Source organism: Pseudomonas sp. LBUM1660, assembly GCF_059695935.1.
On sequence record NZ_CP166795.1, the window covers coordinates 3,971,643 to 3,996,743 of the forward strand.

General features: G+C 59.2%; 28 protein-coding genes and 1 pseudogene. 16 read left to right on the plus strand and 13 right to left on the minus strand.

Annotated elements, in window-relative coordinates:
- Positions 1-90 precede the first annotated feature (90 nt).
- Entirely contained in the window at positions 91-606 is a 516-nt protein-coding gene (locus ACA068_RS18615) for a methylated-DNA--[protein]-cysteine S-methyltransferase (protein ID WP_497303853.1), read from the plus strand.
- Between the two features lie 164 nt (positions 607-770).
- On the opposite strand, the gene ACA068_RS18620 is transcribed toward ACA068_RS18615, so the two are convergent.
- The 4 genes and pseudogenes from ACA068_RS18620 to ACA068_RS18635 all read right to left on the minus strand — a co-directional run bounded on the left by ACA068_RS18620 (position 771) and on the right by ACA068_RS18635 (position 3,850).
- Positions 771-1,364, minus strand: a complete 594-nt coding sequence (locus ACA068_RS18620; RefSeq protein WP_497303855.1) for an NUDIX domain-containing protein — start codon at positions 1,362-1,364, stop codon at positions 771-773.
- Between the two features lie 143 nt (positions 1,365-1,507).
- Positions 1,508-2,509: pseudogene (locus ACA068_RS18625) on the minus strand (chitinase); the annotation flags it as partial.
- Positions 2,510-2,549: 40 nt separating this feature from the next.
- Complete coding sequence (locus ACA068_RS18630) at positions 2,550-3,191, minus strand: lytic polysaccharide monooxygenase auxiliary activity family 9 protein (RefSeq protein ID WP_497303857.1); 642 nt, start codon at positions 3,189-3,191, stop codon at positions 2,550-2,552.
- A 221-nt stretch (positions 3,192-3,412) separates the two neighbouring features.
- Entirely contained in the window at positions 3,413-3,850 is a 438-nt protein-coding gene (locus ACA068_RS18635) for a hemerythrin domain-containing protein (protein WP_497303859.1), read from the minus strand.
- 152 nt (positions 3,851-4,002) lie between these two features.
- Between ACA068_RS18635 and ACA068_RS18640 the strand changes: the two genes are divergently transcribed.
- Entirely contained in the window at positions 4,003-4,434 is a 432-nt protein-coding gene (locus tag ACA068_RS18640) for a GNAT family N-acetyltransferase (protein WP_497303861.1), read from the plus strand.
- A gap of 142 nt (positions 4,435-4,576) precedes the next feature.
- On the opposite strand, the gene ACA068_RS18645 is transcribed toward ACA068_RS18640, so the two are convergent.
- Complete coding sequence (locus ACA068_RS18645) at positions 4,577-4,927, minus strand: hypothetical protein (RefSeq protein ID WP_497303862.1); 351 nt, start codon at positions 4,925-4,927, stop codon at positions 4,577-4,579.
- Between the two features lie 161 nt (positions 4,928-5,088).
- Between ACA068_RS18645 and ACA068_RS18650 the strand changes: the two genes are divergently transcribed.
- The 9 genes from ACA068_RS18650 (at position 5,089) to ACA068_RS18690 (ending at position 10,101) form a co-directional block, all read left to right on the plus strand.
- Positions 5,089-5,337, plus strand: a complete 249-nt coding sequence (locus ACA068_RS18650) for a hypothetical protein (protein WP_008154823.1) — start codon at positions 5,089-5,091, stop codon at positions 5,335-5,337.
- A gap of 21 nt (positions 5,338-5,358) precedes the next feature.
- The gene (locus tag ACA068_RS18655; protein ID WP_497303864.1) at positions 5,359-5,688 is read left to right on the plus strand and encodes a DUF6388 family protein; all 330 of its coding nucleotides are present in this window, start codon (positions 5,359-5,361) and stop codon (positions 5,686-5,688) included.
- Positions 5,689-5,723: 35 nt separating this feature from the next.
- Positions 5,724-6,428, plus strand: a complete 705-nt coding sequence (locus ACA068_RS18660) for a YoaK family protein (RefSeq protein ID WP_497303866.1) — start codon at positions 5,724-5,726, stop codon at positions 6,426-6,428.
- Positions 6,429-6,629: 201 nt separating this feature from the next.
- Positions 6,630-7,022, plus strand: coding sequence for a sulfurtransferase complex subunit TusD (gene tusD / locus ACA068_RS18665; RefSeq protein ID WP_497303867.1), 393 nt, complete (start codon positions 6,630-6,632; stop codon positions 7,020-7,022).
- Position 7,023: 1 nt separating this feature from the next.
- A complete protein-coding gene (gene tusC, locus ACA068_RS18670) occupies positions 7,024-7,386 on the plus strand; it encodes a sulfurtransferase complex subunit TusC (RefSeq protein ID WP_497303868.1) in 363 nt (120 codons plus the stop codon).
- Complete coding sequence (gene tusB / locus ACA068_RS18675) at positions 7,386-7,679, plus strand: sulfurtransferase complex subunit TusB (protein WP_077748748.1); 294 nt, start codon at positions 7,386-7,388, stop codon at positions 7,677-7,679. The genes tusC and tusB overlap by 1 nt, the downstream gene beginning before the upstream one ends.
- Positions 7,676-8,011, plus strand: a complete 336-nt coding sequence (locus tag ACA068_RS18680; protein ID WP_497303869.1) for a TusE/DsrC/DsvC family sulfur relay protein — start codon at positions 7,676-7,678, stop codon at positions 8,009-8,011. Before tusB ends, ACA068_RS18680 begins: the two co-directional genes overlap by 4 nt.
- Positions 8,008-9,009: a glycosyl transferase family protein gene (locus ACA068_RS18685; RefSeq protein ID WP_497303870.1), complete on the plus strand. Its 1,002-nt coding sequence runs from the start codon at positions 8,008-8,010 to the stop codon at positions 9,007-9,009. Before ACA068_RS18680 ends, ACA068_RS18685 begins: the two co-directional genes overlap by 4 nt.
- 90 nt (positions 9,010-9,099) lie before the next feature.
- Entirely contained in the window at positions 9,100-10,101 is a 1,002-nt protein-coding gene (locus ACA068_RS18690; protein WP_497303871.1) for a glutathione S-transferase family protein, read from the plus strand.
- Positions 10,102-10,220: 119 nt separating this feature from the next.
- On the opposite strand, the gene cysG is transcribed toward ACA068_RS18690, so the two are convergent.
- From cysG to ACA068_RS18720, 6 genes are all read right to left on the minus strand, one after another.
- The gene (gene cysG, locus ACA068_RS18695) at positions 10,221-11,615 is read right to left on the minus strand and encodes a siroheme synthase CysG (RefSeq protein WP_497303872.1); all 1,395 of its coding nucleotides are present in this window, start codon (positions 11,613-11,615) and stop codon (positions 10,221-10,223) included.
- A complete protein-coding gene (serS, locus tag ACA068_RS18700; protein WP_497303873.1) occupies positions 11,616-12,896 on the minus strand; it encodes a serine--tRNA ligase in 1,281 nt (426 codons plus the stop codon). It abuts the gene before it with no gap.
- Between the two features lie 15 nt (positions 12,897-12,911).
- The gene (gene crcB / locus ACA068_RS18705) at positions 12,912-13,286 is read right to left on the minus strand and encodes a fluoride efflux transporter CrcB (protein WP_403104281.1); all 375 of its coding nucleotides are present in this window, start codon (positions 13,284-13,286) and stop codon (positions 12,912-12,914) included.
- A complete protein-coding gene (locus ACA068_RS18710) occupies positions 13,287-14,609 on the minus strand; it encodes a replication-associated recombination protein A (RefSeq protein ID WP_027925133.1) in 1,323 nt (440 codons plus the stop codon).
- Between the two features lie 173 nt (positions 14,610-14,782).
- Positions 14,783-15,406, minus strand: coding sequence for an outer membrane lipoprotein periplasmic chaperone LolA (gene lolA / locus ACA068_RS18715; RefSeq protein ID WP_497303874.1), 624 nt, complete (start codon positions 15,404-15,406; stop codon positions 14,783-14,785).
- 64 nt (positions 15,407-15,470) lie between these two features.
- A complete protein-coding gene (locus tag ACA068_RS18720; protein ID WP_497303875.1) occupies positions 15,471-17,879 on the minus strand; it encodes a DNA translocase FtsK in 2,409 nt (802 codons plus the stop codon).
- 307 nt (positions 17,880-18,186) lie between these two features.
- Here ACA068_RS18720 and trxB point away from each other — a divergent pair, with 307 nt between their 5' ends.
- The 4 genes from trxB to infA all read left to right on the plus strand — a co-directional run bounded on the left by trxB (position 18,187) and on the right by infA (position 20,975).
- A complete protein-coding gene (trxB, locus tag ACA068_RS18725; protein ID WP_497303876.1) occupies positions 18,187-19,146 on the plus strand; it encodes a thioredoxin-disulfide reductase in 960 nt (319 codons plus the stop codon).
- Positions 19,147-19,210: 64 nt separating this feature from the next.
- Complete coding sequence (gene aat, locus ACA068_RS18730) at positions 19,211-19,891, plus strand: leucyl/phenylalanyl-tRNA--protein transferase (protein WP_010458902.1); 681 nt, start codon at positions 19,211-19,213, stop codon at positions 19,889-19,891.
- Positions 19,892-19,948: 57 nt separating this feature from the next.
- A complete protein-coding gene (locus ACA068_RS18735) occupies positions 19,949-20,656 on the plus strand; it encodes an arginyltransferase (protein WP_497303878.1) in 708 nt (235 codons plus the stop codon).
- 100 nt (positions 20,657-20,756) lie between these two features.
- Positions 20,757-20,975, plus strand: coding sequence for a translation initiation factor IF-1 (infA, locus tag ACA068_RS18740; protein WP_002553999.1), 219 nt, complete (start codon positions 20,757-20,759; stop codon positions 20,973-20,975).
- Positions 20,976-21,832: 857 nt separating this feature from the next.
- Here the strand turns inward: infA and clpA are convergent.
- Positions 21,833-24,103, minus strand: coding sequence for an ATP-dependent Clp protease ATP-binding subunit ClpA (gene clpA, locus ACA068_RS18745; RefSeq protein ID WP_201197127.1), 2,271 nt, complete (start codon positions 24,101-24,103; stop codon positions 21,833-21,835).
- Positions 24,104-24,133: 30 nt separating this feature from the next.
- Complete coding sequence (gene clpS / locus ACA068_RS18750) at positions 24,134-24,517, minus strand: ATP-dependent Clp protease adapter ClpS (protein ID WP_497303880.1); 384 nt, start codon at positions 24,515-24,517, stop codon at positions 24,134-24,136.
- Positions 24,518-24,741: 224 nt separating this feature from the next.
- Here clpS and cspD point away from each other — a divergent pair, with 224 nt between their 5' ends.
- A complete protein-coding gene (cspD, locus tag ACA068_RS18755; RefSeq protein WP_497303882.1) occupies positions 24,742-25,032 on the plus strand; it encodes a cold shock domain-containing protein CspD in 291 nt (96 codons plus the stop codon).
- The last annotated feature ends 69 nt before the right edge of the window (positions 25,033-25,101 follow it).

Genomic DNA, 25,101 nt, shown 5'->3' on the forward strand with positions numbered 1-25,101 from the left:
GACGCAAGTATGGCTGGGATTGCGTTTTGCGCCTCCTCGCCGAGGCAGTATGCTTGGCCACTGTTCAGCCCTTCTGCGGAGTTCGCCGGCATGACTTACACCTTCACCACCCTGGCGTCCCCGGTCGGCGAGCTGAAGCTGGTTGCGAAAGATTCAAGACTGGCGGCCATCCTCTGGGAAAACGACAAGCCAAACCGCGTAAGGCTCGGGCCGATGAGCGAAGCCCCGGACAATCCGATCCTCCTACGCGCCGTTCGACAGCTGCAGGAATACTTTGCCGGCACGCGTAATCGCTTCGAGCTCGAATTGGATTTTGCCGGGACGGACTTTCAGAAGAAGGTGTGGCAGGCGCTGCTGACCATTCCGTTTGGGGAGACGCGCAGTTACAGCGAGATTGCCGAGCAGATTGGCCATCCGAGTGCGGTCCGGGCGGTGGGCGCGGCGAATGGCAAGAACCCGATTTCGATTGTTGCACCGTGCCATCGGGTGATTGGGGCATCGGGGAAGTTAACGGGGTTTGCGGGTGGGCTTGAGGCGAAGGAACGGTTGTTGACGCTGGAGGGTTGCGAATGGTCCGGGGTTAGCCGAACGGGCGAGCTGTTTTAAGCTGACTGCCCCCCGATCTCTGTGGCGAGGAGCTTGCTCCCGCTCCAGTGCGCAGCACTGGCAAAAATCTCCGACAAAGCCAGTATTTTGGGGCCGCTTCGCAGCCCAGCGCGAGCAAGCTCGCTCGCCACAGGGTTAAGGGTTCAGATCTCGGGGCTCAGGTCTCAGGTAGCGGCGAAGATGTTTTTCATCGCCGCATACTGCAGCAGCATGACGGTCTTCGCATCGCAGATCTCCCCACGATAAAACGCCTCGAGCGCCTCGTCGAAATCCCACTCCAGGACCTCAAGTTCTTCAGTCTCTTCTTCCAGCCCGCCGCCCTCGCTGACTTTCGACGTCGAGTCATATTCTGCGATAAAGAAGTGCAGTTTTTCAGTGACCGAGCCTGGGCTCATGTAGGCCTCGAACACTTTTTGCACGTGGTGAACGCGATAACCGGTTTCTTCTTCAGCTTCGGCGCGGATGCGCTCTTCAGGATCAGCGCCCTCTAGCAATCCCGCCGCGACCTCGATCAGCAAACCATCATGGCCGTTGACGAACACCGGCAACCGAAACTGACGCGTGAGCACGACGGTTCTTTTCTCGCGGTTGAACAACAGAATGGCCGCGCCATTGCCACGGTCGTACACCTCGCGCGTCTGACGCTGCCAGTCGCCGTTGTTACGCTGATAATCGAAGGTGATTTTCTTCAGCAGGTACCAGTCGTGGGACAACACCTGGGTTTCGATGATGTTGACCCGTTCGGCTGTTTTCGCCATCACAACGCATCCTTTTTTCGTCAGAAGATCGCCATGGTAGGCGAAAACGGAAAAGCCCGGCATCTCTGCCGGGCTTCTTTTTACGGCTGGCTGGCGACTTCGGGCGCCGCGAGCCCTTCCTCGTGGGACGAGAGACGCTTACCGTTGATCAACGGCCCGTAACGACGGCTGAACTCCCAGTTGTAAGGCACATGGTCTTTGTTTACACCATTGTCCCAATTCACCGACCAGGTCATCAGGCCCTTGATCGAAAGGCCCTTGGCATCCAGACGCTTGAAGGCGTTCACCACTGCCGCCGGGTTGATCACATAACCGGTGGCCGCCGCATCGACGTTGGCGGGCAGGCCGATCACAAATTTGTCCGCCGGGATCTTCGTGAACCCACGAGTACCGCTCACCAGACTTTCCGTCAGGTAAAACAGGAAGTCCTCTTTCAGCGCGTCGTTGTTCTGGGCAATCCACGCGCCGTTGCCATTATTGGCTTCCGGCACCCAGATTCCATCGCCGCCCTGGTTGTAATACTGCGGGGCGATGAAGTCGTAATAGCCTTCCAGGGCCTGGAGGTAGCCGACGTACTTGCCGGCAGTGGTCAGGTACGGGAACTCCGGCGCCATGCTGATGATGAAGTGTTTGCCTTCACCGGCGTAATGGTTTTTGACCAATTTCAGCGCCGCAGGCAGGACGGTCTTGTTGTCGGCGAAATCAATCGCACTCTGTTCAAGATCGATGTCCAGTCCATCGAAGCCGTAGGTTTCCACCAGACGGATGATTTCGTTGGCCAGCGGCTGTTCGTTGCCGTTGTGCAACTCGATGTGCGCATCGGCGCCCCCGAGGGAAATCAGCACCGCCCGGCCCTGGGTGTTCAACACGCCGACCTGGCGGCGGAACTCGGCGTCGGACAGGTTGTACGGCTTGAAGGTCGGGATGCCGTTGCCCTTCATGAAGGCCACGGCCACCACGTTGTAATCCTTGGGCACATCCTGCAGCGCGATGTTGGCGAATTGGCCACGCTGGTAACCGTCGCTCGGCCCGGCGGGCCAGTTGTGCCAGAAGCCCATGAGGATCTTTTTGCCAGCAATGCTCGGCATTAACGAAGCCGCATCGGCGAGTGGCGATTTCAGTAGTGTAAAGTCGAAAGTAGACATGTTCTATTCCTTCAGAACGTGTGGGGTTTATCGCCGTGGCTTACTTGAAGTCCACGTCGAACGCTTGGTAGAAGGCGTTGCCGGTGTTGGCCACGATCCACATCAGCACAATCACGTGATGGCCTTTCTTGTTGCCCGGCAATTTCACTTCGTGATTGACCTTGGCCTTCATCTCGGCGGAATGGCTGTAGTACGGGACCTGCGTATAGAAGTCGTCGAAGATCGATTTCGGCTCCAGTTGCGCACGGCTGATGCGCTGTTTCGGGTTCCAGCCGTCCTTGGTGATGAACCAGCTGTAGCCACGGGTGACATGGGGCGCGGTGTATTCCCAGGTGACCTTGAAGGTCTGGCCCGGATCGACGTTCAACAAAGGCCAGGTGAATGGGCGGCCGAGCTTGAGGCTCAATTCCTCGTTGGTGAAGTTGATGCAGTCACGGGCATCCGTCTTGCCACCGCTGAGGATGTAGCCGTCGGCGGGTGGCGTGACACTGTCGCTGTCGGTTTGATACGGCGCCGCAAAGGGCCCCGCCGTCAGCGACGGGAAGTTCTTGCCGCCTTCCATTTCGTTGACTTGCCAGTTACCCAGCAACCCCAGCTCTACGGCGACCGCACCGCGGCTGGAGGGGGATGTGACACGACCGTGTCGAAGTTGAGGTTGAGGTTGAGTCTGTGGTTGGTTCATTTTTTTCACTCCGTTGATTTGAGAACTCTCCTTCCTGAGGAGAGGCCTCCAACCTAACGGAGCTGCTTTTTTTGTCCATCAGCCCATTTGTGCCCCGGATGAGTCTGCCTTCGCAGATTAGCCGCAAATACTGGATATAAAACCAGTGCTCTGATCCAAGTCCTACATTCCGTGTAGCAAACGGATTACAACGCCAGGTAGCAATCGGGGCATCGTGCCAACTAGGGAAGCTGTGCCTTGTATTCCTTCTCGTATTGGTCGGCCAGGGACTCTTTCTGCTTGTCGTCGAGCAGCTTGCCGGCCATCTGGAAGAACTTCTGCTCTTCCTCTTCCAAGTGGTGATGAACCTTCTCGGACAGCTTCTTCGCGGTCGCCAGCCAGGCTGGGCTGGACATGTCCGTCTCGTCCAGTTCTTCCATCATTTCGTCCATTTCGTGGTGCTCGGAGATGGCGTGGCGGCTGAGATCGACACCGTTGTCGAACTCCATCAGCGGGATGTAGAAATGGCGCTCTTCGGCGGTTTCGTGGGCCTGGAGTTCGGATTTGAGCTGTTTGTAAGCCTCGACCCGCTCCGGTGTGTCGCCGCTGGTCTTGATGAGCGCTTTGGCATAGGTGCGCTGCCGTTCGTGACTTTCACGCAGGGCTTCAAAAATATTCACGGGTGATCCTCATTGGCCGCGTTCTGGAATGACGCTGTATAGGCTAGACATCCGGGCGCGAGTGAGGGTTCCACTCAAGGGGCTGGAACAACCACCGGGACACGCGTTAGGCTGGCGGGTCTTGTCCCCTCATGGCCATAAGGATTGAGCTGATGGAACTGCGAATCGAACAGTCGCAAAACCCCACCGAAGCCGAGGAGCAGGCGATCTTGCTGCCCTTGCGCGCCTATAACGCCTCAAAGGCCGGCGTTTCGAAGCAGGAGCCTATTGCCTTGCTGATCCGCGACGAACACGACGAGATTCTCGGCGGTCTTTATGGCCGGGTTTTTTATCAATGGTTGTACATCGAGTTGCTGTCAGTGCCGGAACAGGGTCGGGGCCAAGGCATAGGCTCGAAATTGATTCGGATGGCCGAAGACCTGGCGCGGGAGAAGGCATGCATCGGGGTCTGGCTAGACACATTCGACTTCCAGGCGCCGGAGTTTTACAAGAAGCTGGGCTACAGCGAGTTGGGGCAGATTGTCGACTATCCTCCGGGCCATAAGCGCTTCTTTTTCCAGAAGCGCCTGATCAACGACGTATAACCCTGTTGCGCGATCCACACCAAACAACTGTGGGAGCGGGCTTGCTCGCGAATGCGGGGTGTCAGGCAATATTGATGTCGACTGACACTCCCTCTTCGCGAGCAAGCCCGCTCCCACAGGGGGTACTGCGTCGGCCATCAGGTCAGAGGCAGGTCGCCAGCGCCGCCAGGCGGCGCTTGGCCACGAAGTCATCCTGCTGCGCGTAGTAACTCAACACGGTGCCTGACGCATCGGTGGTCACGTCCACAAAGGACTCCGCCGAACGCGTGTAAACGGTGGACCCACCCTTCTCACCCGGCTGCAAATACGCGCCGGCATCGACACCGAACACCGCCTCGTCCTGCCAGGAAAACTGCACGCACTGGGCGACGATTTTTTCCGGTTTGTCCGAGTTCAGGGTTTTGTAAGGGGCTTTGGTGCGGGCATCGTTCATCACCGAGCCGGCGCATCCCGCCAGCAACGTCACGGCCAGCGCCACCATCAGAATTCGCATTGTGTTCGCTCATCAAGAAAAAGCGGACTGTATCACCGTGGCACGGCGTATCGTTCTGCTTTACTTCATTTATACCGCGACACCGAGTGACGATTCGCGCACCCTGTCGCGCCATTAACGTCACATCGCCCTTTTTTCGGGCTCATTTTTCTGGAAAGGTCATGACACCCAACGCCGAGTATTACAAACCGACCGCCGAATACGCTGACAAGCTGATCAGCCAAATCGGTCAGACACCGTCCTGGATCGCCAAGCGCATTGGCGTCACCGACAAACGAATCCGCTACATCCTCGACGGCGAACGGACCGTCAAAGGCGAAACCACGCCGATCCAGATGACCTACCCCGAGCAGTTTGCCCTCGAGTGCCTGGCGGCTGCGGCCAAGGCCAGCAAGAAGCAATCTTCGTAACCCCAGCCTCAAGGAGCGACCATGGCGGCAACCGAACAGCAACACGAGCAAGCGCTGAAGAAGTTTCTCGATGAGCGCCCTGAGCTGCGCAATGAGCTCGACAACCTCAACCCGCTGCTGGCTCAGGCCAAGGGCGAGACCGCGGCGCAATATCGCGACGAGCGCTTGCACGAGGCCTTCGAAGCCGAAGCCGAGCGCCTGGGGCTGTTTGCCTGGGAGCTGACATTGCAATTGACCGCCGAGACGCCTGAAGACTACGAGACTCAGCGTCTGGAAGTGCATAAGGAAGTGGCCGAGATGGCCGGTATGGACTGGCTGGAGTATTGCGAGTTATATGGATTGACCAAGTGACCCTGACGGTCGCTGCCTGAGGACGACTACCACCGATGTTGCCATCCCTCTCGACTTCGCGCGCCAGCCCTGGCCATCTGCATATTCAAAAATGGCGCGGACGCATTGGCATGGTGCTGGTGGCCGCCCTCTCGGTGCTCGCCGGCATGACTGACGCCATCGGCTTCATGGCCAGCGGCGACTTTGTCTCCTTCATGAGCGGCAACACCACCCGCCTCGCTGTTGCGATCAGTGATGGTGATTTCGGGCTGACGCTGCGTCTGTCGATCCTCGTCGCCACGTTCATCGTCGGCAACGCCTTGGGCATTGTCGTCAGCCGCCTCGGTGGCCGCCGGGCGCTGCCCTTGCTGCTGTGCATCGCGATGCTGCTCTGCGGCGCCGCGGCCTGGACTTATGACGAACAATTGCCGGCGCTGCTGGCGGCCATCATCGCCATGGGCATGCTCAACGCGGCAGTGGAAGAAGTGAACGGTCTGCCGGTCGGCCTCACTTATGTCACCGGCGCCCTGTCGCGCTTTGGGCGCGGGCTGGGGCGCTGGATGCTCGGTGAGCGGCGTAATGGCTGGCGGGTTCAGTTGATTCCCTGGACGGGAATGTTTGCCGGTGCCGTGCTGGGCGCGGTGCTGGAACATCATCTGGGGCTCAAGGCGTTGTTTGTCAGCGGGTTGCTGGCGGGGGCGATCGGGTTGCTGTCGCTGAAGATTCCGCGGCGGTGGCAGTTGGGGTATATGCCGCGTTGAGCGGTGCCTGCGAGTCAGCCATCGCGAGCAGGCTCGCTCCCACAGGAGATCTGCGGTGGATTTCAATGCTGTGTACGACACAAATCCCTTGTAGGAGCGAGCCTGCTCGCGATGGCCGCGACTCGGTCTACGAGTAAACCCCCTTCGCCGCCTCGCCGATAAAGCTTTATCATGGCCACAGTTTTGCTGATCGAGTCCGTCATGAAGTTCGCCATCGCGTTGTTTTCCGCCGCCCATGCGCCCTCCTCGCGCCGTGCCTTGCTGTTTGCCCAGGCAGCGCTGGCCGGCGGTCATGAGATTGTCCGGCTGTTTTTCTATCAGGACGGGGTCTACAACGCCTCCGGCAGCGTGGTCACGCCCCAGGATGAGCAGGACCTGCCCAAGCAATGGCGTGCTTTTGTCACCGAGCATCAACTGGACGGCGTCGTGTGCATCGCTGCCGCCCTGCGCCGTGGCGTGTTGAACGAAGAGGAAGCCGGGCGCTATCAGCGTGACGCCGTTGCAGTGGGCGCGCCGTGGGAATTGTCCGGCCTCGGCCAATTGCATGACGCGGTGCAAGACGCTGGCCGTCTGATCTGTTTCGGAGGCGCGTGAGATGGCTAAATCCTTGTTGATCATCAGCCGCCAGGCCCCTTGGTCCGGGCCGAGCGCTCGGGAAGCGCTGGACATCGTGCTGGCCGGCGGCGCGTTCGACCTGCCGATCGGCCTGCTGTTTCTCGATGACGGGGTGTTCCAACTGGCCGCGAAACAGGACGCCAAGGCGCTTCAACAGAAAGACCTGAGCGCCAACCTGCAAGCGTTGCCGATGTTCGGTGTGGAAGACCTGTTTGTCTGTGGCGAAAGCGCTGCCGAACGGGGCCTGGACCTCAACGGTCGCTCGCTTGAAGAAGCCCAGGTGCTGGCCGCCCAGGAAATCACTGCACTCATTGACCGTTACGACCAGGTGATTACCCTCTGATGTCGACTTTGCATGTGTTGTCTCATTCCCCGTTCGGCGATGACCGCCTGACCAGTTGCCTGCGCGTCATCGGCACGAACGATGCGTTGTTGCTGACCGGCGACGCGGTGTATGCGTTGCAGCCCGGCACCGCGCCGTTCAACGCGTTGAACGCTCGCCCGTTGAAACTGTTCGTACTGGCCGAAGACGCCCAGGCTCGCGCGCTGGCGGTTCCTGACGCGGCCAAGGCCATTGATTACCCCGCCTTCGTCGAGCTGTCGATTCACTACGACAAGGTGAACAGTTGGCTATGAATTCCATGACGGTCGGCGCACGCGCCATCGAGTTGGACAAGGACGGTTTCCTGGTCGAACTGAGCGACTGGTCCAATGAGGTGGCCGCCGCCCTCGCCGCCGCCGAAGACATCGAGTTGAGCCCGGAGCACTGGGAAATCCTCGAATTGCTGCGCAGCTTCTACACCGAATTCCAGCTGTCCCCGGCCACCCGTCCGCTGATCAAATACACCGCGTTGAAGCTCGGCCCGGAAAAAGGCAACAGCCTGCACCTGAACCGACTGTTCAAAGGCACCCCTGCCAAACTCGCCGCGAAACTGGCGGGTCTGCCCAAACCGACGAATTGCTTATGACCGACTTTCCAGCGCTGACCCTCGAAACCCCCGCCGAACACCCGTTCGCCCAGTTCGTGCGGATCCTCGGCAAGGGTAAGCGCGGCGCCCGTGACCTGACCCGGATCGAAGCGCGGGTCGCCATGGGCATGGTGCTCGACGACAAGGTCGAGGACACACAGCTCGGCGCGTTCCTGATGCTGTTGCGGCACAAGGAAGAAAGCGCTGAGGAAATGGCCGGTTTCACTGAAGCCCTGCGTGAACGGTTGAACCCGCCAGCGCTGGCGGTGGACCTGGACTGGCCGACGTATGCCGGCAAGAAGCGTCACCTGCCGTGGTACCTGCTGGCGGCCAAATGCCTGGCGCAAAACGGTGTACGCATCTTCATGCACGGCGGCGGCGCCCACACCGCTGGCCGGCTCTACAGCGAGCAATTGCTGGACGCGCTGAACATCCCACTGTGCCGTGATTGGCAACAGGTCGGCTCGGCTCTCGATAACGGTGGCCTGGCGTTCATGCCGCTGGTGGATTGGGCACCGCAGCTGCAGCGCATGATCGACCTGCGCAACACTTTGGGCCTGCGCTCACCGATTCACTCCCTCACCCGTATCCTCAACCCTTTGGGGGCTCGCTGCGGCCTGCAAAGCATTTTCCACCCCGGCTATCAGGCAGTGCATCGCGATGCCAGCGGCTTGCTCGGCGACACCGCGATTGTGGTCAAGGGCGACGGTGGCGAAATCGAGATCAACCCGGACGCCGACAGCCACCTGTACGGCACCACCGGCGGCGAAAGCTGGGACGAGGAATGGCCGCAGTGGTCGAGCCAACGCCACGTCAAACCCGCCTCGCTCGATCCTGAACATTTGAAGGCCGTCTGGCGCGGTGATGTGGTCGACAGCTACCCGCAAATGGCCTTGATCTCGACCATGGCCCTCGCATTGCGCGGCCTCGGTCAGACCCGCGAACACGCCGTCGAAACGGCGCAGCAGTATTGGGACGCTCGGGACAGATCGATTTAACCGATCATAACCCCCGAACCTTTGCGCTATTTTATCGAACCTATGCGAATAGACTCCTCTCCAACGCTTATTGGTTGAGGAGTCTTGAACATGGGTTTGTTAGTTGAAGGTCGCTGGCATGACCAGTGGTACGAAAGCAGCAAGGACGGCGCGTTCCAGCGCGAACAGGCGCAACGTCGCAACTGGCTGACCGCCGACGGCAAGCCCGGTCCGACAGGCGTCGGTGGGTTTGCAGCCGAGGCTGGCCGCTATCACCTTTACGTGTCCCTCGCCTGCCCGTGGGCCCATCGCACGCTGATCCTGCGCAAACTCAAAGGCCTTGAAAGGCTGATCGACGTCTCGGTGGTCAGTTGGTTGATGCTGGAAAACGGCTGGACCTTCGACCAGAACCTGGGTTCGACTGGCGACAAACTCGATCATTTCAATTTCATGCACCAGCGCTACACCGCCGATACCGCCGATTACACCGGTCGTGTCACCGTGCCGGTGCTCTGGGACAAACAGCAAAACCGCATCGTCAACAATGAATCGGCGGAGATCATCCGCATGTTCAACGGCGCCTTCGATGACCTGACCGGCAATGACCTGGATTTCTACCCGACGCCCCTGCGCGGCGAGATCGATGCGTTGAATGAGCGGATTTATCCGGCAGTGAACAACGGCGTTTATCGCGCCGGGTTTGCCACGTCACAGCAGGCTTATGAAGAATCGTTTGATGATGTGTTTGCCGAACTGGATCGATTGGAGCAGCTGCTGGGCGCCAATCGTTACCTGGCCGGCGAGTACCTGACCGAAGCGGATATTCGGCTGTTCACCACGCTGATTCGCTTTGATGCGGTGTATCACGGCCACTTCAAGTGCAACCTGCGTCGGATCGCCGATTATCCGAATCTGTCGAACTGGCTGCGGGAGATGTATCAGTGGCCGGGCATTGCCGAGACGGTGGATTTTGAGCACATCAAGCATCACTACTACGGCAGCCACAAGACCATCAACCCTACGGGGATTGTGCCGAAAGGGCCGGTGCAGGATTTCACTGCGCCGCATGATCGGGCGCGGTTGAACGGGAAAGGGGTTTGGCGCAGGGCCTGAGGTTTGTGCCGTTTTTGAGGCCCCAAATCGCTAGCAGGCTAGCTCCCACACTGGATTTGTGTCGTTCTCAAATCCCCTGTGGGAGCTAGCCTGCTAGTGATGGGACCGACTCGGTCTGATTAGACTTGCGCCTGAGCCCCTTCAAACCACGCCAGTTTCTCGCGCAATTGCACCACTTCCCCAACGATCACCAGCGTCGGCGCATGCACTTCATGCTCCGCCACCAGTCGAGGAAGATCAGCCAGCGTGCCGGTAAATACCCGCTGATTGACGGTGGTGCCCTGCTGAATCAGCGCCGCCGGGGTGTCCGACCCGCGACCGTGCTTGATCAACTGCTCGCAGATGATCGGCAAGCCCACCAGCCCCATGTAAAACACCAGGGTTTGTGCTGGCGCGACCAGGTCGGCCCACGGCAAGTCGGTGGAACCATCCTTCAAGTGCCCGGTGACAAATCGCACTGACTGCGCGTAATCACGATGGGTCAGCGGAATCCCGGCATACGCCGCGCAACCGCTGGCGGCCGTGATACCCGGTACGACCTGGAACGGGATGCCATGGGCCGCCAGTTCTTCGATCTCTTCACCGCCACGACCGAAGATGAACGGATCACCGCCCTTCAATCGCACCACTCGCTTGCCTTGCTTGGCCAGGTCCACCAATTGCTGATTGATCTGGTCCTGCGGCACGGCGTGATCGGCGCGACGCTTGCCAACGTAGACCCGCTCGGCATCGCGACGGCACAAATCGAGAATCGCCGGGGCGACCAGGCGGTCGTAGAGCACCACATCGGCTTGCTGCATCAGGCGCAAGGCACGGAAGGTCAGCAAGTCGGGATCACCGGGACCCGCTCCCACCAAATACACTTCACCGGTGGCGACCGGCACTTCGCCATTGATCTTCGCCAGCATCAGGCGTTCGGCTTCAGCGCCCTGCCCGGCCAGTTGCCGGTCGGCAATCGGGCCCTGAAACACATCTTCCCAGAATGCCCGACGCTGCTGCACATCGGGGAGCAGGCGTTTGACCTGGCTGCGAAAACGCGCCGCCAGACCGGCCAGTTGACCGTAGGTGGAAGGAATCCAGGTTTCCAGTTTGGCGCGGATCAGCCGCGCCAGCACCGGCGCATCGCCGCCGCTGGACACCGCAATAATCAAGGGAGACCGGTCGACGATCGCCGGGAAGATCACGCTGCACAAGGCTGGCGCATCCACCACATTGACCGGCACGCAACGCTGATGGGCATCGGCGGAGACTTGCGCGTTCAGCGGTTCGTCGTCGGTAGCGGCAATGATCAGCCCGCAACCGTCCAGGTCCGTCTCGACGTAACCCCGTAACAGGCACTCGCCACCGCTGCCGACAACCAGTTCGCGCAGTTGCGGTTCGATTTCAGGTGCGACCACCCGCAGCAGCGCACCGGCTTCTACCAGCAGGCGGGATTTGCGCAAGGCAATCTCCCCCCCACCAACGACCAACACACGACTGCCGCGAAGGTTATGGAACAGCGGCAGATAATCCATTTAGCCAATGACCTCGAGGCCACCCATGTACGGTTTCAGCACTTCAGGCACACGGATCGAACCGTCGGCTTGCTGGTAGTTTTCCAGCACTGCCACCAGGGTACGACCGACCGCCAGACCCGAACCATTCAGGGTATGAACCAGTTCAGGCTTGCCGGTTTCCGGGTTGCGGAAACGCGCTTGCATACGACGGGCCTGGAAGTCGCCGCAGTTGGAGCACGACGAAATCTCGCGGTACTTGTCCTGGCTCGGGATCCACACTTCCAGGTCGTAAGTCTTGACCGCACTGAAACCCATGTCGCCGGTGCACAGTGCGATCGTGCGATAAGGCAGTTCCAGCAGTTGCAGGACTTTCTCGGCGTTGGCGGTCAGGCCTTCCAGCGCGTCCATCGACGTCGACGGCTCAACGATCTGGACCATCTCGACTTTGTCGAACTGGTGCTGACGGATCATCCCGCGGGTATCGCGACCCGACGCGCCGGCTTCGCTGCGGAAGCACGGGGTGTGGGCGACGAATTTGATCGGCAGCAGTTTCGAATCGACGATTTCGCCAGAGACGATATTGGTCAGCGACACTTCAGCGGTCGGAATCAGGTACAGATCGGCTTCGCCTTCGCGGCTGATCTTGAACAGGTCTTCTTCGAACTTCGGCAACTGGCCAGTGCCTTGCAAGGCCGGCGCCTGGACCAGATACGGCGTGTAAGCCTCTTCGTACCCGTGTTCGCTGGTGTGCAGGTTGATCATGAACTGCGCCAGGGCGCGGTGCATGCGAGCGATCGGGCCGCGCAACAGGGCGAAACGGGCGCCGGACAGCTTGGCGGCGGTTTCGAAGTCCAGCCAGCCGAACTTCTCGCCCAGAGCCACGTGGTCCTGAACCGGGAAATCGAAGGCTGTCGGGGTGCCCCAGCGACGCACTTCGACGTTGCCGTCTTCATCGGCGCCGATCGGTACGGATTCGTGTGGCAGGTTCGGGATGCCGAGCAGGATCGAATCCAGGTCGGTCTGGATCACGTCCAGCTCGACTTTGCCGGCACTCAATTCGTTCGCCATGCGCTCGACGTCAGCCATCAGCGGCGCGATGTCTTCGCCGCGCTGCTTGGCCTGGCCGATGGATTTGGAGCGCGCATTACGTTCAGCCTGCAGTGCTTCGGTGCGGGTCTGGACGGTCTTGCGCTGTTCTTCCAGCGCTTCGATGCGCGCAACATCCAGCGTGTAGCCACGGGATGCCAGGCGGTCCGCTACGTCCTGAAGGTTGCTACGTAACAGTTTGGAATCGAGCATGTCGGTCTCTCGTTATCAAAGTTTGGTCAAGGACAGGCCAGCCCAGGTCGCGAGCAGCCCGCCGAATACGCTGATGGCAGCATAGCCCAGGGCCAGCGGCATTTGCCCGGTTTCGAGCAGGCGCACCGTATCCAGTGAAAAGGATGAAAAAGTCGTCAGCCCCCCGAGGAAGCCGACCATCAACCCGGCGCGCACCTCGATCGGCACCTCCGGGCGTATCAAAAACAGACCGTATAGAACGCCGATCAGCAAACAGCCGACGATATTAACGGCCAGCGTCGCGGTATAGAAGTGCCGCGGCCAATTAGCGTTGACCCAATTACCGGTGGCAAAGCGCAACAGTGTCCCGGCGATACCGCCAACGGAAACCGCAATAACCAAAGGAATCACTTATTTTCTCCGCTGCCGGGGGCTTAGACGGTCAAGTTGTGCGAGGTGATTGAGCTTCTCGCCGATCTTCAGTTCCAGGCCGCGAGGCACGGGCTGATAGAACGGTTGCGGCTCGAGTTCTTCCGGAAAATAGTCTTCGCCGGCGGCATAGGCGTCCGGCTCATCGTGGGCGTAACGGTATTCATCGCCATAACCCAATTGCTTCATCAGCTTGGTCGGTGCGTTGCGCAGGTGCAGCGGCACTTCCAGCGAACCGTGCTCGGTGGCGCTGCGCATGGCGGCTTTGAAGCCCATGTAGACCGCGTTGCTTTTCGGCGCGCAAGCCAGATAGGTGATGGCCTGGGCCACCGCCAACTCGCCTTCAGGGCTGCCGAGGCGCTCCTGCACTTCCCACGCTGCCAGGCACAGGCTCAGGGCGCGCGGGTCCGCGTTACCGATGTCTTCGCTGGCCATGCGCACCACGCGTCGGGCCAGGTACAGCGGATCGCAACCGCCGTCGATCATCCGAGCGAACCAGTACAACGCGCCGTCGGGATTGGAGCCGCGCACTGATTTATGCAGCGCGGAAATCTGGTCGTAGAACGCTTCGCCGCCCTTGTCGAAACGCCGGCGGGTATCCCCAAGCAGACTTTGCAGCAGATCGACGCCGATCTCGCTGTTGTCTTCTGCCAGGTCCGAGGCGTTTTCCAGCAGGTTCAGCAGACGTCTGCCATCGCCATCGGCAGCCGATAACAGCATCTGGAAGCCTTCATCGCTGAGGGTCAGCTGCCGCTTGCCCAGGCCTCGCTCTTCGGTCAGCGCACGGTGCACCAGTTTGCGCAGGGCCGCTTCGTCGAGGCTTTTGAGCACGTAAACGCGCGCCCGGGAGAGCAACGCGTTGTTGAGTTCGAAAGAAGGGTTTTCCGTGGTCGCGCCGATGAAAATCAGCGTGCCGTCTTCAACGTATGGCAGGAATGCATCCTGCTGCGACTTGTTGAAGCGATGCACTTCATCGACGAACAGGATGGTGCGCTTGCCGTACTGGCCGGCCTGCTGCTTGGCGATTTCCACCGCCTGACGGATTTCCTTCACGCCAGCCAGTACTGCCGAGACCGTTTCGAAGTGCGCATCCGAGACTTCCGCGAGCAACCGCGCCAGGGTGGTTTTGCCCACGCCCGGCGGGCCCCAGAAAATCATCGAGTGCAGGGCACCCTGCTCCAGGGCTTCGCGCAAAGGCTTGCCGCGAGCGAGCAGGTGTTCCTGACCGACGTACTCGTCCAGATTGGCCGCACGCAGACGTGCAGCCAAAGGTTGAGCGATCGGGGCACTGCGAAACAGGTCCATCACGTGCGGTTGAAACCTCGCTTTATTACGTAGCTCTCAAGTCTGGCGAAATCCTGTGGCGAGGGAGCTTGCTCCCGCTGGACTGCTCAGCAGTCCCATTTGGGGGGGGCGCTTCGCGCCCCAGCGGGAGCAAGCTCCCTCGCCACACAAGCCCGTTCCCACGGGTTTTAGTCTTACTCCTGGATCACGTCCGCACCCTTGGGGATATCAAACTTGAACTTGGATGCCGGGATCGGCTCGTTGGCCTTCACACCGGTGAACAGGATGTTGGTGCGCTGACCGACGCTGTCGATCAGTTGCATGTCATTGACCAGGCCATTGCGGAACGACAGACGCAGGCTGTCGAACAGGGTGTCCTTGGTTTTCGGCTTCAAGGTGAAGTCGATCACGCCTCCGGCTTCCTTGGCGCTGATGTCGAAGCTCTGGCTGATCTTGGACACGTCGCCGGACAGCAGCAGCGCCGGGGTCTGGGTCAGGCGCTGGTCAAGGGTCTTGATGGTGACCTGCTCCAGGTCCGGGTCCCACAGGGATACTTTCTTGCCATCGGAAACCATCAATTGCTCTTGCGGTGCGTCGGTATGCCAGTAGAACAGGCCAGGACGCTGCAGGGACATTTGCCCGGTGGTTTCCTGCAACTGGGTGCCACTGCCATCAAGGGTCAGTTGCGAGAAACGCGCGGTCAGCGTCTTGGATGTTTCCAGCAATTGGGTCAGACGCGCCACGTCCTTGTCATCGGCGTGGGCCGAGAGCGTGGTCAAAGCCAGTACCGGCAGCAACAGCATGCGGATAAGACGCATGGGAGTCCTCATAACATTCGTGGGAGTTCGGGCGGCGCATGTCGCGACGCCCTTTCAAATCAAATCAGTCGCGTACCGGGCCAGGCGCCAGGACTTCACGCGAACCGTTGGTATTCATGGACGTCACGACCCCGGCCATTTCCATGGCTTCGATCATGCGTGCGGCGCGGTTGTAGCCGATTTTCAGCTTTCGCTGGACCGCAGAGATGGACGCACGACGGCTTTCCAGTACGAACTGCACCGCTTCGTCGTAAAGCGCATCGGATTCGCTGTCTTCGTCGCCGCCGCCACTGCCGCCGTCGAAACCGCTACCGGCCTCTTCAACACCGGCCAGGATCTCGTCGTTGTATTCCGGTGCACCGCGCAGCTTCCAGGCTTCAACCACCCGGTGAACCTCGTCATCGGACACGAATGCACCGTGGACACGGATCGGCAGGCTCGTGCCCGGCGGCATGTAAAGCATGTCACCGTGGCCCAGCAGTTGTTCGGCACCGCCCTGGTCGATGATGGTCCGGGAGTCGATCTTGCTCGACACCTGGAACGCCATGCGCGTCGGGATGTTGGCCTTGATCAGACCGGTGATCACGTCAACCGACGGACGCTGGGTCGCGAGGATCAAGTGGATACCGGCCGCACGGGCCTTCTGCGCGATACGGGCGATCAGTTCTTCTACCTTTTTGCCGACGATCATCATCATGTCGGCGAATTCGTCGACGACCACGACGATGGTCGGCAGCTTGGTCAGCAGCGGCGCTTCGTCGTGAATGCTTTCGCGCTTGTACAAAGGGTCGGTCAGCGGCGTACCGGCGTCCTGGGCTTCCTTGACCTTGGCGTTGAAACCCGACAGGTTTCGTACACCCATCTTCGCCATCAGTTTGTAACGACGCTCCATCTCCGCCACGCTCCAGCGCAGGGCGTTGGCCGCATCCTTCATGTCGGTCACGACCGGGCACAGCAGGTGCGGAATGCCTTCGTAGATCGACAGCTCAAGCATTTTCGGGTCGATCATGATCAGCTTGGCGTCTTCCGGGCCGGACTTGAACAGGATCGACAGAATCATCGCGTTCACACCCACCGACTTACCGGAACCGGTCGTACCGGCCACCAGCAAGTGCGGCATTTTCGCCAGGTCAGTGATGACCGGCTTACCACCGATGTCGTGGCCCAGGGCCAAGGTGACCGGCGACTTGAAGTTGTCGTACTCAGGGGTCGACAGCACTTCGGAGAAACGCACGATCTGGCGGTCTTCGTTGGGAATCTCGATACCGACGGTGGTCTTGCCCGGGATCACTTCCACCACACGTACACTGGTCACGGCCAGGGAACGCGCGAGGTCTTTCGCCAGGTTGGAGATGCGGCTGACCTTGACGCCAGCCGCTGGCTGGATTTCGTAACGGGTAATGACCGGGCCCGGGTGGATCGAATCCACCGAGACTTCAACGCCGAATTCCTTGAGCTTGATTTCCAGCAAGTGGCCGACGGCGGCCAGCGATTCTGGAGAATAATTGAGTTGTTTCTTCTCGGCCGGGTCGAGAATCGATATCGGCGGCAAAGTGCCTTCGACGGCGCTGTCGACGAACAAGGGCGCCTGTTTCTCTTTCTCTACGCGCTTGCTCGGCGCGGCCGGCTTGGGCGGTGCGGGCGCGATGACGGGAGGCACCTGCTTCTCGCGGTCAGACATGTGCTTGCTCAGGGCCTGCTCACGTTCGATCAGACGTTCCTTGACCTTGGCTTGCTCGCGTTTGTCCGTAACCGTCGGGGCGACCACGTCATGCACGCGATCATCGACTTCACGCAGTTGCGCCACCAGTTGTTTGCGCTCGACACGGGCGCTCCACCAGCGATTGGCCGCGCCCTGGAACAGTTCAAACAGGTCGAGGGTGATCTTGCCGGTAACGTCCATCACCTTGAACCACGACAAGTCGGTAAACACCGTCAGTCCGAACAAAAACAGCGCGATAAACAACAGCGTGCTGCCCTGGATGTTCAGCGCGTTCCTGGCCAGGTCGCCAAGGCTTTCGCCCAACGCGCCGCCAGCGCCGGCTGGCAGACCGGTCGCCGCATGGAAATGGATATGCGCGAGGGCCGCGCCCGACAGCACCAGAAACACCAGGCCGATCAGGCGCCAGGAGAACAGCCAGCCACTCCACTGCCACTGTTCGTGGCGCTGACGGAAGATCTGATAGGCCTTGATCGCCAACAACAGCGGGAAGATGTAGGCGAAGTAACCCAGCACCATGAACAGGATATCGGCGCTGTAGGAGCCGACCGGCCCGCCGAAGTTCTGTACGTCGTCGATCTTGCTGTTATGGCTCCAGCCCGGATCGTCCTTGCCATAGGTCAACAAGGCCATCATCAGGAACAGGCACAAGCCGCCGATGGCGATCAATGCACCTTCCTTGAGCCGGTAGTGCAAGTGCTGGCGCCAGAGTGTAACGACGACTGTTTTGGGTGCTGCGGTGGATTTCTTCAAAACGCTTCTTTTCCTGCGCCCTGGGCGCGTCCATCTGTTGAATGACTATAAAAAACTGCCCAATCCAGGCAGGTAAAAAAGTTAACACGCGCAACTGGGACTACTTTTAACATTGCGCCCCGGTTTTTATAAACACGGTACGCACAGCTTATTTTGTTTCAACCACTGTTACAGACGGCATTGTACGGGTTTGTTCGCCCGATGCCATGCTTGAAGCCCTTCGGTGTAGCATAGCCAAAAGCACGTTACGCGCGTTTCAATTTGAGCATGCATTCTCTTTTGTGACAAAGGCTTATGAGGTGTTTTTATGAGCGAACCGAAGCATTCCCGCCTGATCATTCTGGGTTCCGGCCCTGCCGGATACAGCGCAGCCGTTTATGCCGCCCGCGCCAACCTCAAACCCGTTGTCATTACCGGCATACAGGCAGGTGGCCAGCTGACCACGACCGTCGAAGTCGATAACTGGCCCGGCGACGTTGAAGGCCTCACCGGCCCGGTGCTGATGGAACGCATGCAAAAGCACGCCGAGCGCTTTGCCACTGAGATCGTTTACGACCACATCCACACGGCCAAGTTGCAACAGCGCCCTTTTGAACTCATCGGTGACAGCGGCACTTACACCTGCGACGCACTGATCATCGCCACCGGCGCCTCGGCGCAGTACCTGGGGCTGCCCTCGGAAGAAGCCTTTGCCGGCAAAGGGGTTTCGGCCTGCGCCACGTGCGATGGATTCTTTTATCGCAATCAAGTGGTCGCGGTGGTCGGCGGCGGCAACACGGCGGTCGAAGAAGCGCTGTACCTGTCGAACATCGCCAAGGAAGTCCACCTGATCCACCGACGCGACAAGTTGCGCTCGGAGAAGATTCTCCAGGACAAACTCTTCGAAAAAGCCGCCAACGGTAATATCCGCCTGCACTGGAACCAGAATCTCGATGAAGTGCTGGGTGATGCCAGTGGCGTGACCGGCGCCCGCCTGCGCGACAGCCACACGGGCGAAACCCGTGAATTGGCGCTGGCAGGCGTGTTCATCGCCATCGGCCACAAGCCCAATACTGACCTGTTCGAGGGCCAGCTGAAAATGCGTGATGGCTATCTGCTGGTCAGGGGCGGCAGCGAAGGCGATGCCACGGGTACCGAGATTCCGGGCGTGTTCGCCGCCGGCGACGTGGCCGATCACGTCTACCGCCAGGCCGTGACCTCCGCCGGGGCTGGCTGCATGGCCGCACTGGACGCCGAGAAATACCTCGACGACATTCCCACCGTTTGACGGCACACTTTACGGCGGGCCCACCAGCCCGTCACCGCCCTCCCCTTCTGCAAGCCCGGATGCCATGCTGACTTGGTTACAACGCAACACCCTGACGTTCCCGCCGTTGGAAAAAGCCATGCGCGACCCCAATGGATTGTTGGCCGCGGGCGGCGATCTGTCCGCCGATCGTCTGATTCAGGCTTATCGCCACGGCTGCTTTCCATGGTTCTCGGAAGGTCAGCCAATTCTGTGGTGGTCACCGGATCCGCGCACCGTATTATTTCCCGACGAACTGCATGTCTCGCGCAGCCTGAATAAATTGTTGCGCCAGCAACGCTATCAAGTGACCTTTGATCAGGATTTTGCCTCGGTGATCAGCGCCTGCGCCGCCCCTCGCGATTATGCCGACGGCACCTGGATCACTGACGCGATGCAGACGGCTTACCTCGAGCTGCATCGGCGTGGCTACGCGCATTCCGTGGAGGTTTGGGATGATGGCGTGCTGGTCGGCGGGCTCTATGGCCTGGCGATGGGTCAGCTGTTTTTCGGTGAGTCCATGTTCAGCCGCGCCGACAATGCCTCGAAATATGGCTTTGCCACGCTGGTGCGACATCTGAAAGACTCCGGTTTTGTGCTGATCGACTGCCAGATGCCGACCGACCATCTGCACAGCCTCGGCGCCCGAGCGATTCCCCGGCGCGATTTCGCCAACTTTCTCGCGCAACATCTGGATCAACCCAGCCGCGCCACCTGGGTTTGCTGAGCGACTTTTGCCCGTGTGGCTTACACTTAATTCAAAGCTTATTCCCGAGGGTTGATCATGACCGAGTTGGCGCGTTTGAAGTTTTATGCCACTCAGCCCCACTCTTGCAGCTATCTGCCCGAGGAGCAGGCCACGACCCTGTTCCTCGACCCTAGTCAGCCCATGGATGTGCATGTCTACGCAGACCTGTCTGAAATGGGTTTCCGTCGCAGCGGCGATCATCTTTACCGGCCTCATTGCCAGAATTGCAATGCGTGCGTCCCGGCGCGCATCCCTGTGGCGCAATTTGCTCCCAACCGTCAGCAGAAACGCATCTTCAAACGCAACGCCGACCTGCACGTGAGCCCGGCCCGGCCAAAATTCAGCGAAGAGTATTTCGATCTCTATCAGCGCTACATCGAACAACGTCACGCCGATGGCGACATGTACCCGCCGAGTCGCGACCAGTTTTCGACGTTCCTGGTGCGTGACCTGCCGTTCTCGCGATTCTACGAATTTCGTCTCGAAGACCGGCTGCTGGCAGTGGCCGTCACCGACTTGCTGCCGAACGGTCTGTCGGCGGTCTACACCTTCTACGAGCCCGATGAAGAACGCCGCAGCCTGGGTCGCTATGCGATCCTCTGGCAAATCGCCGAGGCCCAGCGCCTTGGACTGGAAGCGGTCTACCTCGGCTACTGGATCAAAAACTGCAAAAAGATGAGCTACAAGACGCAATATCGACCTATCGAACTGCTGATTAATCAGCGCTGGGTCATCCTGAACTAGAACCCCTTGGCTTAAACCCCATTTTTCGGGCACAATGCACGCCGCTTTTGCCTGGCGCAGTTGCACCGGGCCATTCATTGGACACCGAGGGCTTTACTGCATGTCGAAAGAAGACAGCTTCGAAATGGAAGGCACTGTCGTCGACACCCTGCCCAACACCATGTTTCGTGTGGAGTTGGAAAATGGGCACGTCGTAACCGCGCATATCTCCGGCAAGATGCGCAAGAACTACATTCGTATTCTTACCGGTGACAAAGTGCGCGTCGAGCTGACGCCCTATGACTTGAGCAAAGGGCGCATCACTTACCGCGCTCGCTAATCAAGTCAATACAAAACGCCCGGTTTATGCCGGGCGTTTTTGTTTGTCTGCGATTTGGTGGGCTCTATGATTTTGGGTATATATCCGTTGCTGTCGTAACGGCTGAATATGGTTTCGCTCTTACAGCGAGTCCCTTTTTCAAACGCCGGAGTGCCGGCCCAGCAAAAAGGTACCAAAAGGCTTTGCCCCGGCGTACGGCACTTCGCTAAAGCTCAGTGTTCCCTCGCTACGGTATCCATCAGTGACATCGCCTACGGTCTGCTTCGCGACGACCTCCTCTCGATGTGTGCGGCTTCGCCGAACGGCGCTTCGCGACTAACCCCCTGATGAACACCTACGCTCGGCCTGCCGAAGGGGCGAAAGATCAAAAGCAGAATCAAGATCTAAAGCCGCAGCCACAGCAAGATCAAAAGATCGCAGCCTCGTTTCACTCGACAGCTCCTACAGGGGATGGGTGTACACCCGCTTCTCACCACTCAACAGGCCGAGCTTTAGCTCGCCTGAAGCTTTTGATCTTGATCCACCCGCCCCTTCGGGAGGCTGAGTGGAGGTGTTCATCTGGGGGGAGGCGCGCAGCGCCGTTCGACGAAGTCGAACACATCGAGAGGAGGTTGAAGCGAAGCCAACTGGAGGCGATGCCCCCAGATGAATGCCGGAGCGAAGGAACGCCGAGCCTAAGCGAGGGGCTGGACGCTTGGGGCGAGCGTTTTTTTTGCTTACTTTTTTTAGGCGTTTGTAAAAAAAGTGAGTCGCCGTAAGGGCGAAACCCTAAGCAGCCGTTACCGCAGCAACGGATATACACCAAATCTAATAGACAACAAAAAGGCGCCCGAAGGCGCCTTTTCGCTTTACAGCCGTCAGGCCATTTCAGCCGTGGTTTCGAACTCGAAGGTCAGCTCGCCGTCCTTGAGGTCGATGTGAACCACGCCACCATGGTCGGCCAGTTCGCCAAAGAGGATCTCTTCCGCCAGCGGACGCTTGATCTTGTCCTGGATCAAACGCGCCATTGGTCGAGCCCCCATTGCCGAGTCGTAGCCACCTGCTGCCAGCCAGCTTCGCGCAGCATCGGTCACTTCCAGCTGCACGCGCTTGTCTTCCAGCTGCGCCTGAAGCTCGGTAAGGAACTTGTCCACCACGCTTTTGATGACCTCATGACTGAGGCGACCAAACTGGATAATGGTGTCCAGACGGTTGCGGAACTCCGGCGTGAAGCTCTTCTTGATCACTTCCATCGCATCGGACGAGTGGTCCTGATGGGTGAAACCGATCGAAGCACGCGCCGCTGTTTCGGCACCGGCGTTGGTCGTCATGATGACAATCACGTTACGGAAGTCCGCCTTGCGCCCGTTGTTATCGGTCAGCGTACCGTGGTCCATGACCTGCAGCAGCAGGTTGAAGACTTCCGGATGCGCCTTCTCGATCTCATCGAGCAACAGCACGCAGTGAGGCTGCTTGGTGATGGCCTCGGTCAGCAGACCGCCCTGATCAAACCCGACATAGCCTGGAGGCGCACCGATCAGACGCGAGACGGTGTGGCGCTCCATGTACTCGGACATGTCGAAACGAACAAGCTCGATGCCCAACGCCTTGGCCAGCTGACGCGCCGCTTCGGTTTTGCCGACACCGGTCGGCCCTGCGAACAGAAACGAACCGACTGGCTTGTCAGGCGACTTGAGGCCGGCACGGGACAGTTTGATCGCCGTCGACAACGAGTCGATGGCAGCATCCTGACCAAATACCGTCAACTTCAGGTCACGCTCAAGGTTACGCAGCAATTCTCGATCAGAACTGTTGACGTGCTTAGGCGGAATCCGCGCGATTTTCGCCACGATGTCCTCGACCTGAGGCACCTCGATGCGTTTTACGCGCTTCTCGATTGGCTGCAGGCGCTGGTAGGCACCCGCTTCGTCGATGACGTCGATGGCCTTGTCCGGCATGTGCCGGTCATTGATATAGCGCGAGGCCAGCTCAGCGGCCGCACGCAACGCTTCATCGCTGTATTCGATGCCGTGGTGCGTTTCGAAACGCCCTTTCAGGCCACGAAGGATGCTGATGGTGTCTTCCACCGACGGCTCCGACACATCGACCTTCTGGAAGCGGCGCGCCAGGGCACGGTCCTTCTCGAAGATCCCGCGGAATTCCTGGAACGTGGTCGATCCGATGCAACGGATATCGCCCGACGACAGCAGCGGCTTGAGCAGGTTCGACGCATCCATGACGCCACCGGATGCCGCACCCGCACCGATGATGGTGTGGATCTCGTCGATGAACAGGATCGCCTGCGGACGTTTTTTCAGCTCATTGAGCAACGCCTTGAAGCGTTTCTCGAAATCGCCACGGTATTTGGTCCCGGCCAGCAAGGCCCCCAGATCGAGGGAATAGACCACGCTGTTGGCCAGCAAGTCCGGCACCTGGTTGTCGACAATGCGTTTGGCCAGGCCTTCGGCAATCGCGGTTTTACCCACGCCCGCCTCGCCCACCAGCAGCGGATTGTTTTTGCGACGACGCGCCAGGATCTGCGCGACACGCTCGACTTCCAGCTCACGGCCTACCAACGGATCGATACGACCCTGGCGCGCGAGCTCGTTGAGGTTACTGGCATAAGCATCCAGAGGATTGCCTGAAGAAGAAGACTCACCGCCCTCGTCGTCCTGCATATCTTGCTCACCTTCAGAGTGATCGCCATGCCCCGGCACTTTGGAAATGCCATGGGCGATGTAGTTGACGACATCGATGCGCGCAACGCTCTGCTGTTTCAGCAGGAACACTGCCTGACTCTCTTGCTCACTGAAGATGGCGACCAGCACGTTCGCGCCAGTCACTTCGCGTTTGCCCGAGCTCTGTACGTGAAAGACAGCACGCTGCAGAACACGCTGGAAGCCCAAGGTTGGTTGGGTCTCGCGATCCTCGTCATGGACGGGGATCAACGGCGTGGTGGAGTCGATGAACTCCTGCAGATCGTGCTTGAGTTTGTCGAGGTTTGCGCCGCAGGCACGCAAAACGGTGGCGGCAGCCTCATTGTCCAATAGGGCCAGCAGGAGGTGTTCGACGGTCATGAATTCATGACGCTTCGATCTAGCCTCCTTGAAGGCAAGATTGAGGGTGACTTCGAGCTCGCGGTTTAACATAGCTTCACCTCATACCCAAGTGGTCGGCGATTAACCGTCCTTCTCGATTTCACAGAGTAGCGGATGCTGGCTTTCCCTGGCGTACTGGTTGACCTGCATGGCCTTAGTCTCGGCGATGTCGCGGGTAAACACTCCACATACTGCCCGTCCTTCTGTGTGGACGGCCAGCATGACCTTGGTCGCCAGCTCCCGATTCAGGTTAAAAAACACCTCGAGCACTTCGACGACGAAATCCATCGGTGTGTAGTCATCATTGAACAAAACCACCTTGTACATCGGCGGCGCCTGTAAAGCAGGCTTGGCCTCCTGAACAGCAATGCCTGCGGAATCGTCGTCGTGTTCCCCCGGGTGATCTTTTTGGAGAGCCGGGCGATCCTGATTGAATGTTAGTCGAATCTGGCTGATTGCATGCATGGAAAGAAAGGTTCGTCAGTTGTTCAAATACAGTGGTGGGGGCGGTTATGGACGATTTCAACTCCGACCGCCCGGTCACCTTGACTATCGGCAAAACGGTGTTACAACCAATAGAGCCCACAGTGGGTAAAAAAGGTCCGCGGAGTCAATCTTATTTCGAGATTCGACTGCGGATGTACTGGATGATACTCCAGTGATGGAGTCTGTTGCAGAGGGATATGGGTATGTCAGGCGTCAAGGACACAGTGCCAGACAAAGGCACTGTAAAAGGTAAGGTCAAATGGTTCAACAATGCCAAGGGTTATGGATTCATCAACAAGGAAGGTGATAGCGAAGACCTCTTCGCCCATTATTCGGCCATCCAGATGGACGGTTATAGAACCCTGAAAGCCGGCCAAGCGGTCGTCTTTGACATCATCCAGGGACCCAAGGGTCTGCATGCCATCAACATCGGCACACCCGAGGACGCTCAGGCAGTCCCCGCGCCCGCCGCGCAGCAGACCGTTACGGCTTAAACCGGTACACGTCATCCAGTCATAAAAAAACCGCCCGACTCAATCACTTGAATCGGGCGGTTTTTGTCG

What these genes read in the sequence shown, in the direction of transcription:
- ACA068_RS18615 (WP_497303853.1), top strand. Translation starts at nt 91, where the DNA reads ATGACTTACACCTTCACCACCCTGGCGTCCCCGGTCGGCGAGCTGAAG.
- ACA068_RS18620 (WP_497303855.1), bottom strand. Translation starts at nt 1,364, where the DNA reads ATGGCGAAAACAGCCGAACGGGTCAACATCATCGAAACCCAGGTGTTG.
- ACA068_RS18630 (WP_497303857.1), bottom strand. Translation starts at nt 3,191, where the DNA reads ATGAACCAACCACAGACTCAACCTCAACCTCAACTTCGACACGGTCGT.
- ACA068_RS18640 (WP_497303861.1), top strand. Translation starts at nt 4,003, where the DNA reads ATGGAACTGCGAATCGAACAGTCGCAAAACCCCACCGAAGCCGAGGAG.
- ACA068_RS18645 (WP_497303862.1), bottom strand. Translation starts at nt 4,927, where the DNA reads ATGCGAATTCTGATGGTGGCGCTGGCCGTGACGTTGCTGGCGGGATGC.
- ACA068_RS18650 (WP_008154823.1), top strand. Translation starts at nt 5,089, where the DNA reads ATGACACCCAACGCCGAGTATTACAAACCGACCGCCGAATACGCTGAC.
- ACA068_RS18655 (WP_497303864.1), top strand. Translation starts at nt 5,359, where the DNA reads ATGGCGGCAACCGAACAGCAACACGAGCAAGCGCTGAAGAAGTTTCTC.
- ACA068_RS18660 (WP_497303866.1), top strand. Translation starts at nt 5,724, where the DNA reads ATGTTGCCATCCCTCTCGACTTCGCGCGCCAGCCCTGGCCATCTGCAT.
- tusD (WP_497303867.1), top strand. Translation starts at nt 6,630, where the DNA reads ATGAAGTTCGCCATCGCGTTGTTTTCCGCCGCCCATGCGCCCTCCTCG.
- tusC (WP_497303868.1), top strand. Translation starts at nt 7,024, where the DNA reads ATGGCTAAATCCTTGTTGATCATCAGCCGCCAGGCCCCTTGGTCCGGG.
- tusB (WP_077748748.1), top strand. Translation starts at nt 7,386, where the DNA reads ATGTCGACTTTGCATGTGTTGTCTCATTCCCCGTTCGGCGATGACCGC.
- ACA068_RS18680 (WP_497303869.1), top strand. Translation starts at nt 7,676, where the DNA reads ATGAATTCCATGACGGTCGGCGCACGCGCCATCGAGTTGGACAAGGAC.
- ACA068_RS18685 (WP_497303870.1), top strand. Translation starts at nt 8,008, where the DNA reads ATGACCGACTTTCCAGCGCTGACCCTCGAAACCCCCGCCGAACACCCG.
- ACA068_RS18690 (WP_497303871.1), top strand. Translation starts at nt 9,100, where the DNA reads ATGGGTTTGTTAGTTGAAGGTCGCTGGCATGACCAGTGGTACGAAAGC.
- cysG (WP_497303872.1), bottom strand. Translation starts at nt 11,615, where the DNA reads ATGGATTATCTGCCGCTGTTCCATAACCTTCGCGGCAGTCGTGTGTTG.
- serS (WP_497303873.1), bottom strand. Translation starts at nt 12,896, where the DNA reads ATGCTCGATTCCAAACTGTTACGTAGCAACCTTCAGGACGTAGCGGAC.
- ACA068_RS18710 (WP_027925133.1), bottom strand. Translation starts at nt 14,609, where the DNA reads ATGGACCTGTTTCGCAGTGCCCCGATCGCTCAACCTTTGGCTGCACGT.
- lolA (WP_497303874.1), bottom strand. Translation starts at nt 15,406, where the DNA reads ATGCGTCTTATCCGCATGCTGTTGCTGCCGGTACTGGCTTTGACCACG.
- trxB (WP_497303876.1), top strand. Translation starts at nt 18,187, where the DNA reads ATGAGCGAACCGAAGCATTCCCGCCTGATCATTCTGGGTTCCGGCCCT.
- aat (WP_010458902.1), top strand. Translation starts at nt 19,211, where the DNA reads ATGCTGACTTGGTTACAACGCAACACCCTGACGTTCCCGCCGTTGGAA.
- ACA068_RS18735 (WP_497303878.1), top strand. Translation starts at nt 19,949, where the DNA reads ATGACCGAGTTGGCGCGTTTGAAGTTTTATGCCACTCAGCCCCACTCT.
- infA (WP_002553999.1), top strand. Translation starts at nt 20,757, where the DNA reads ATGTCGAAAGAAGACAGCTTCGAAATGGAAGGCACTGTCGTCGACACC.
- clpA (WP_201197127.1), bottom strand. Translation starts at nt 24,103, where the DNA reads ATGTTAAACCGCGAGCTCGAAGTCACCCTCAATCTTGCCTTCAAGGAG.
- clpS (WP_497303880.1), bottom strand. Translation starts at nt 24,517, where the DNA reads ATGCATGCAATCAGCCAGATTCGACTAACATTCAATCAGGATCGCCCG.
- cspD (WP_497303882.1), top strand. Translation starts at nt 24,742, where the DNA reads ATGTCAGGCGTCAAGGACACAGTGCCAGACAAAGGCACTGTAAAAGGT.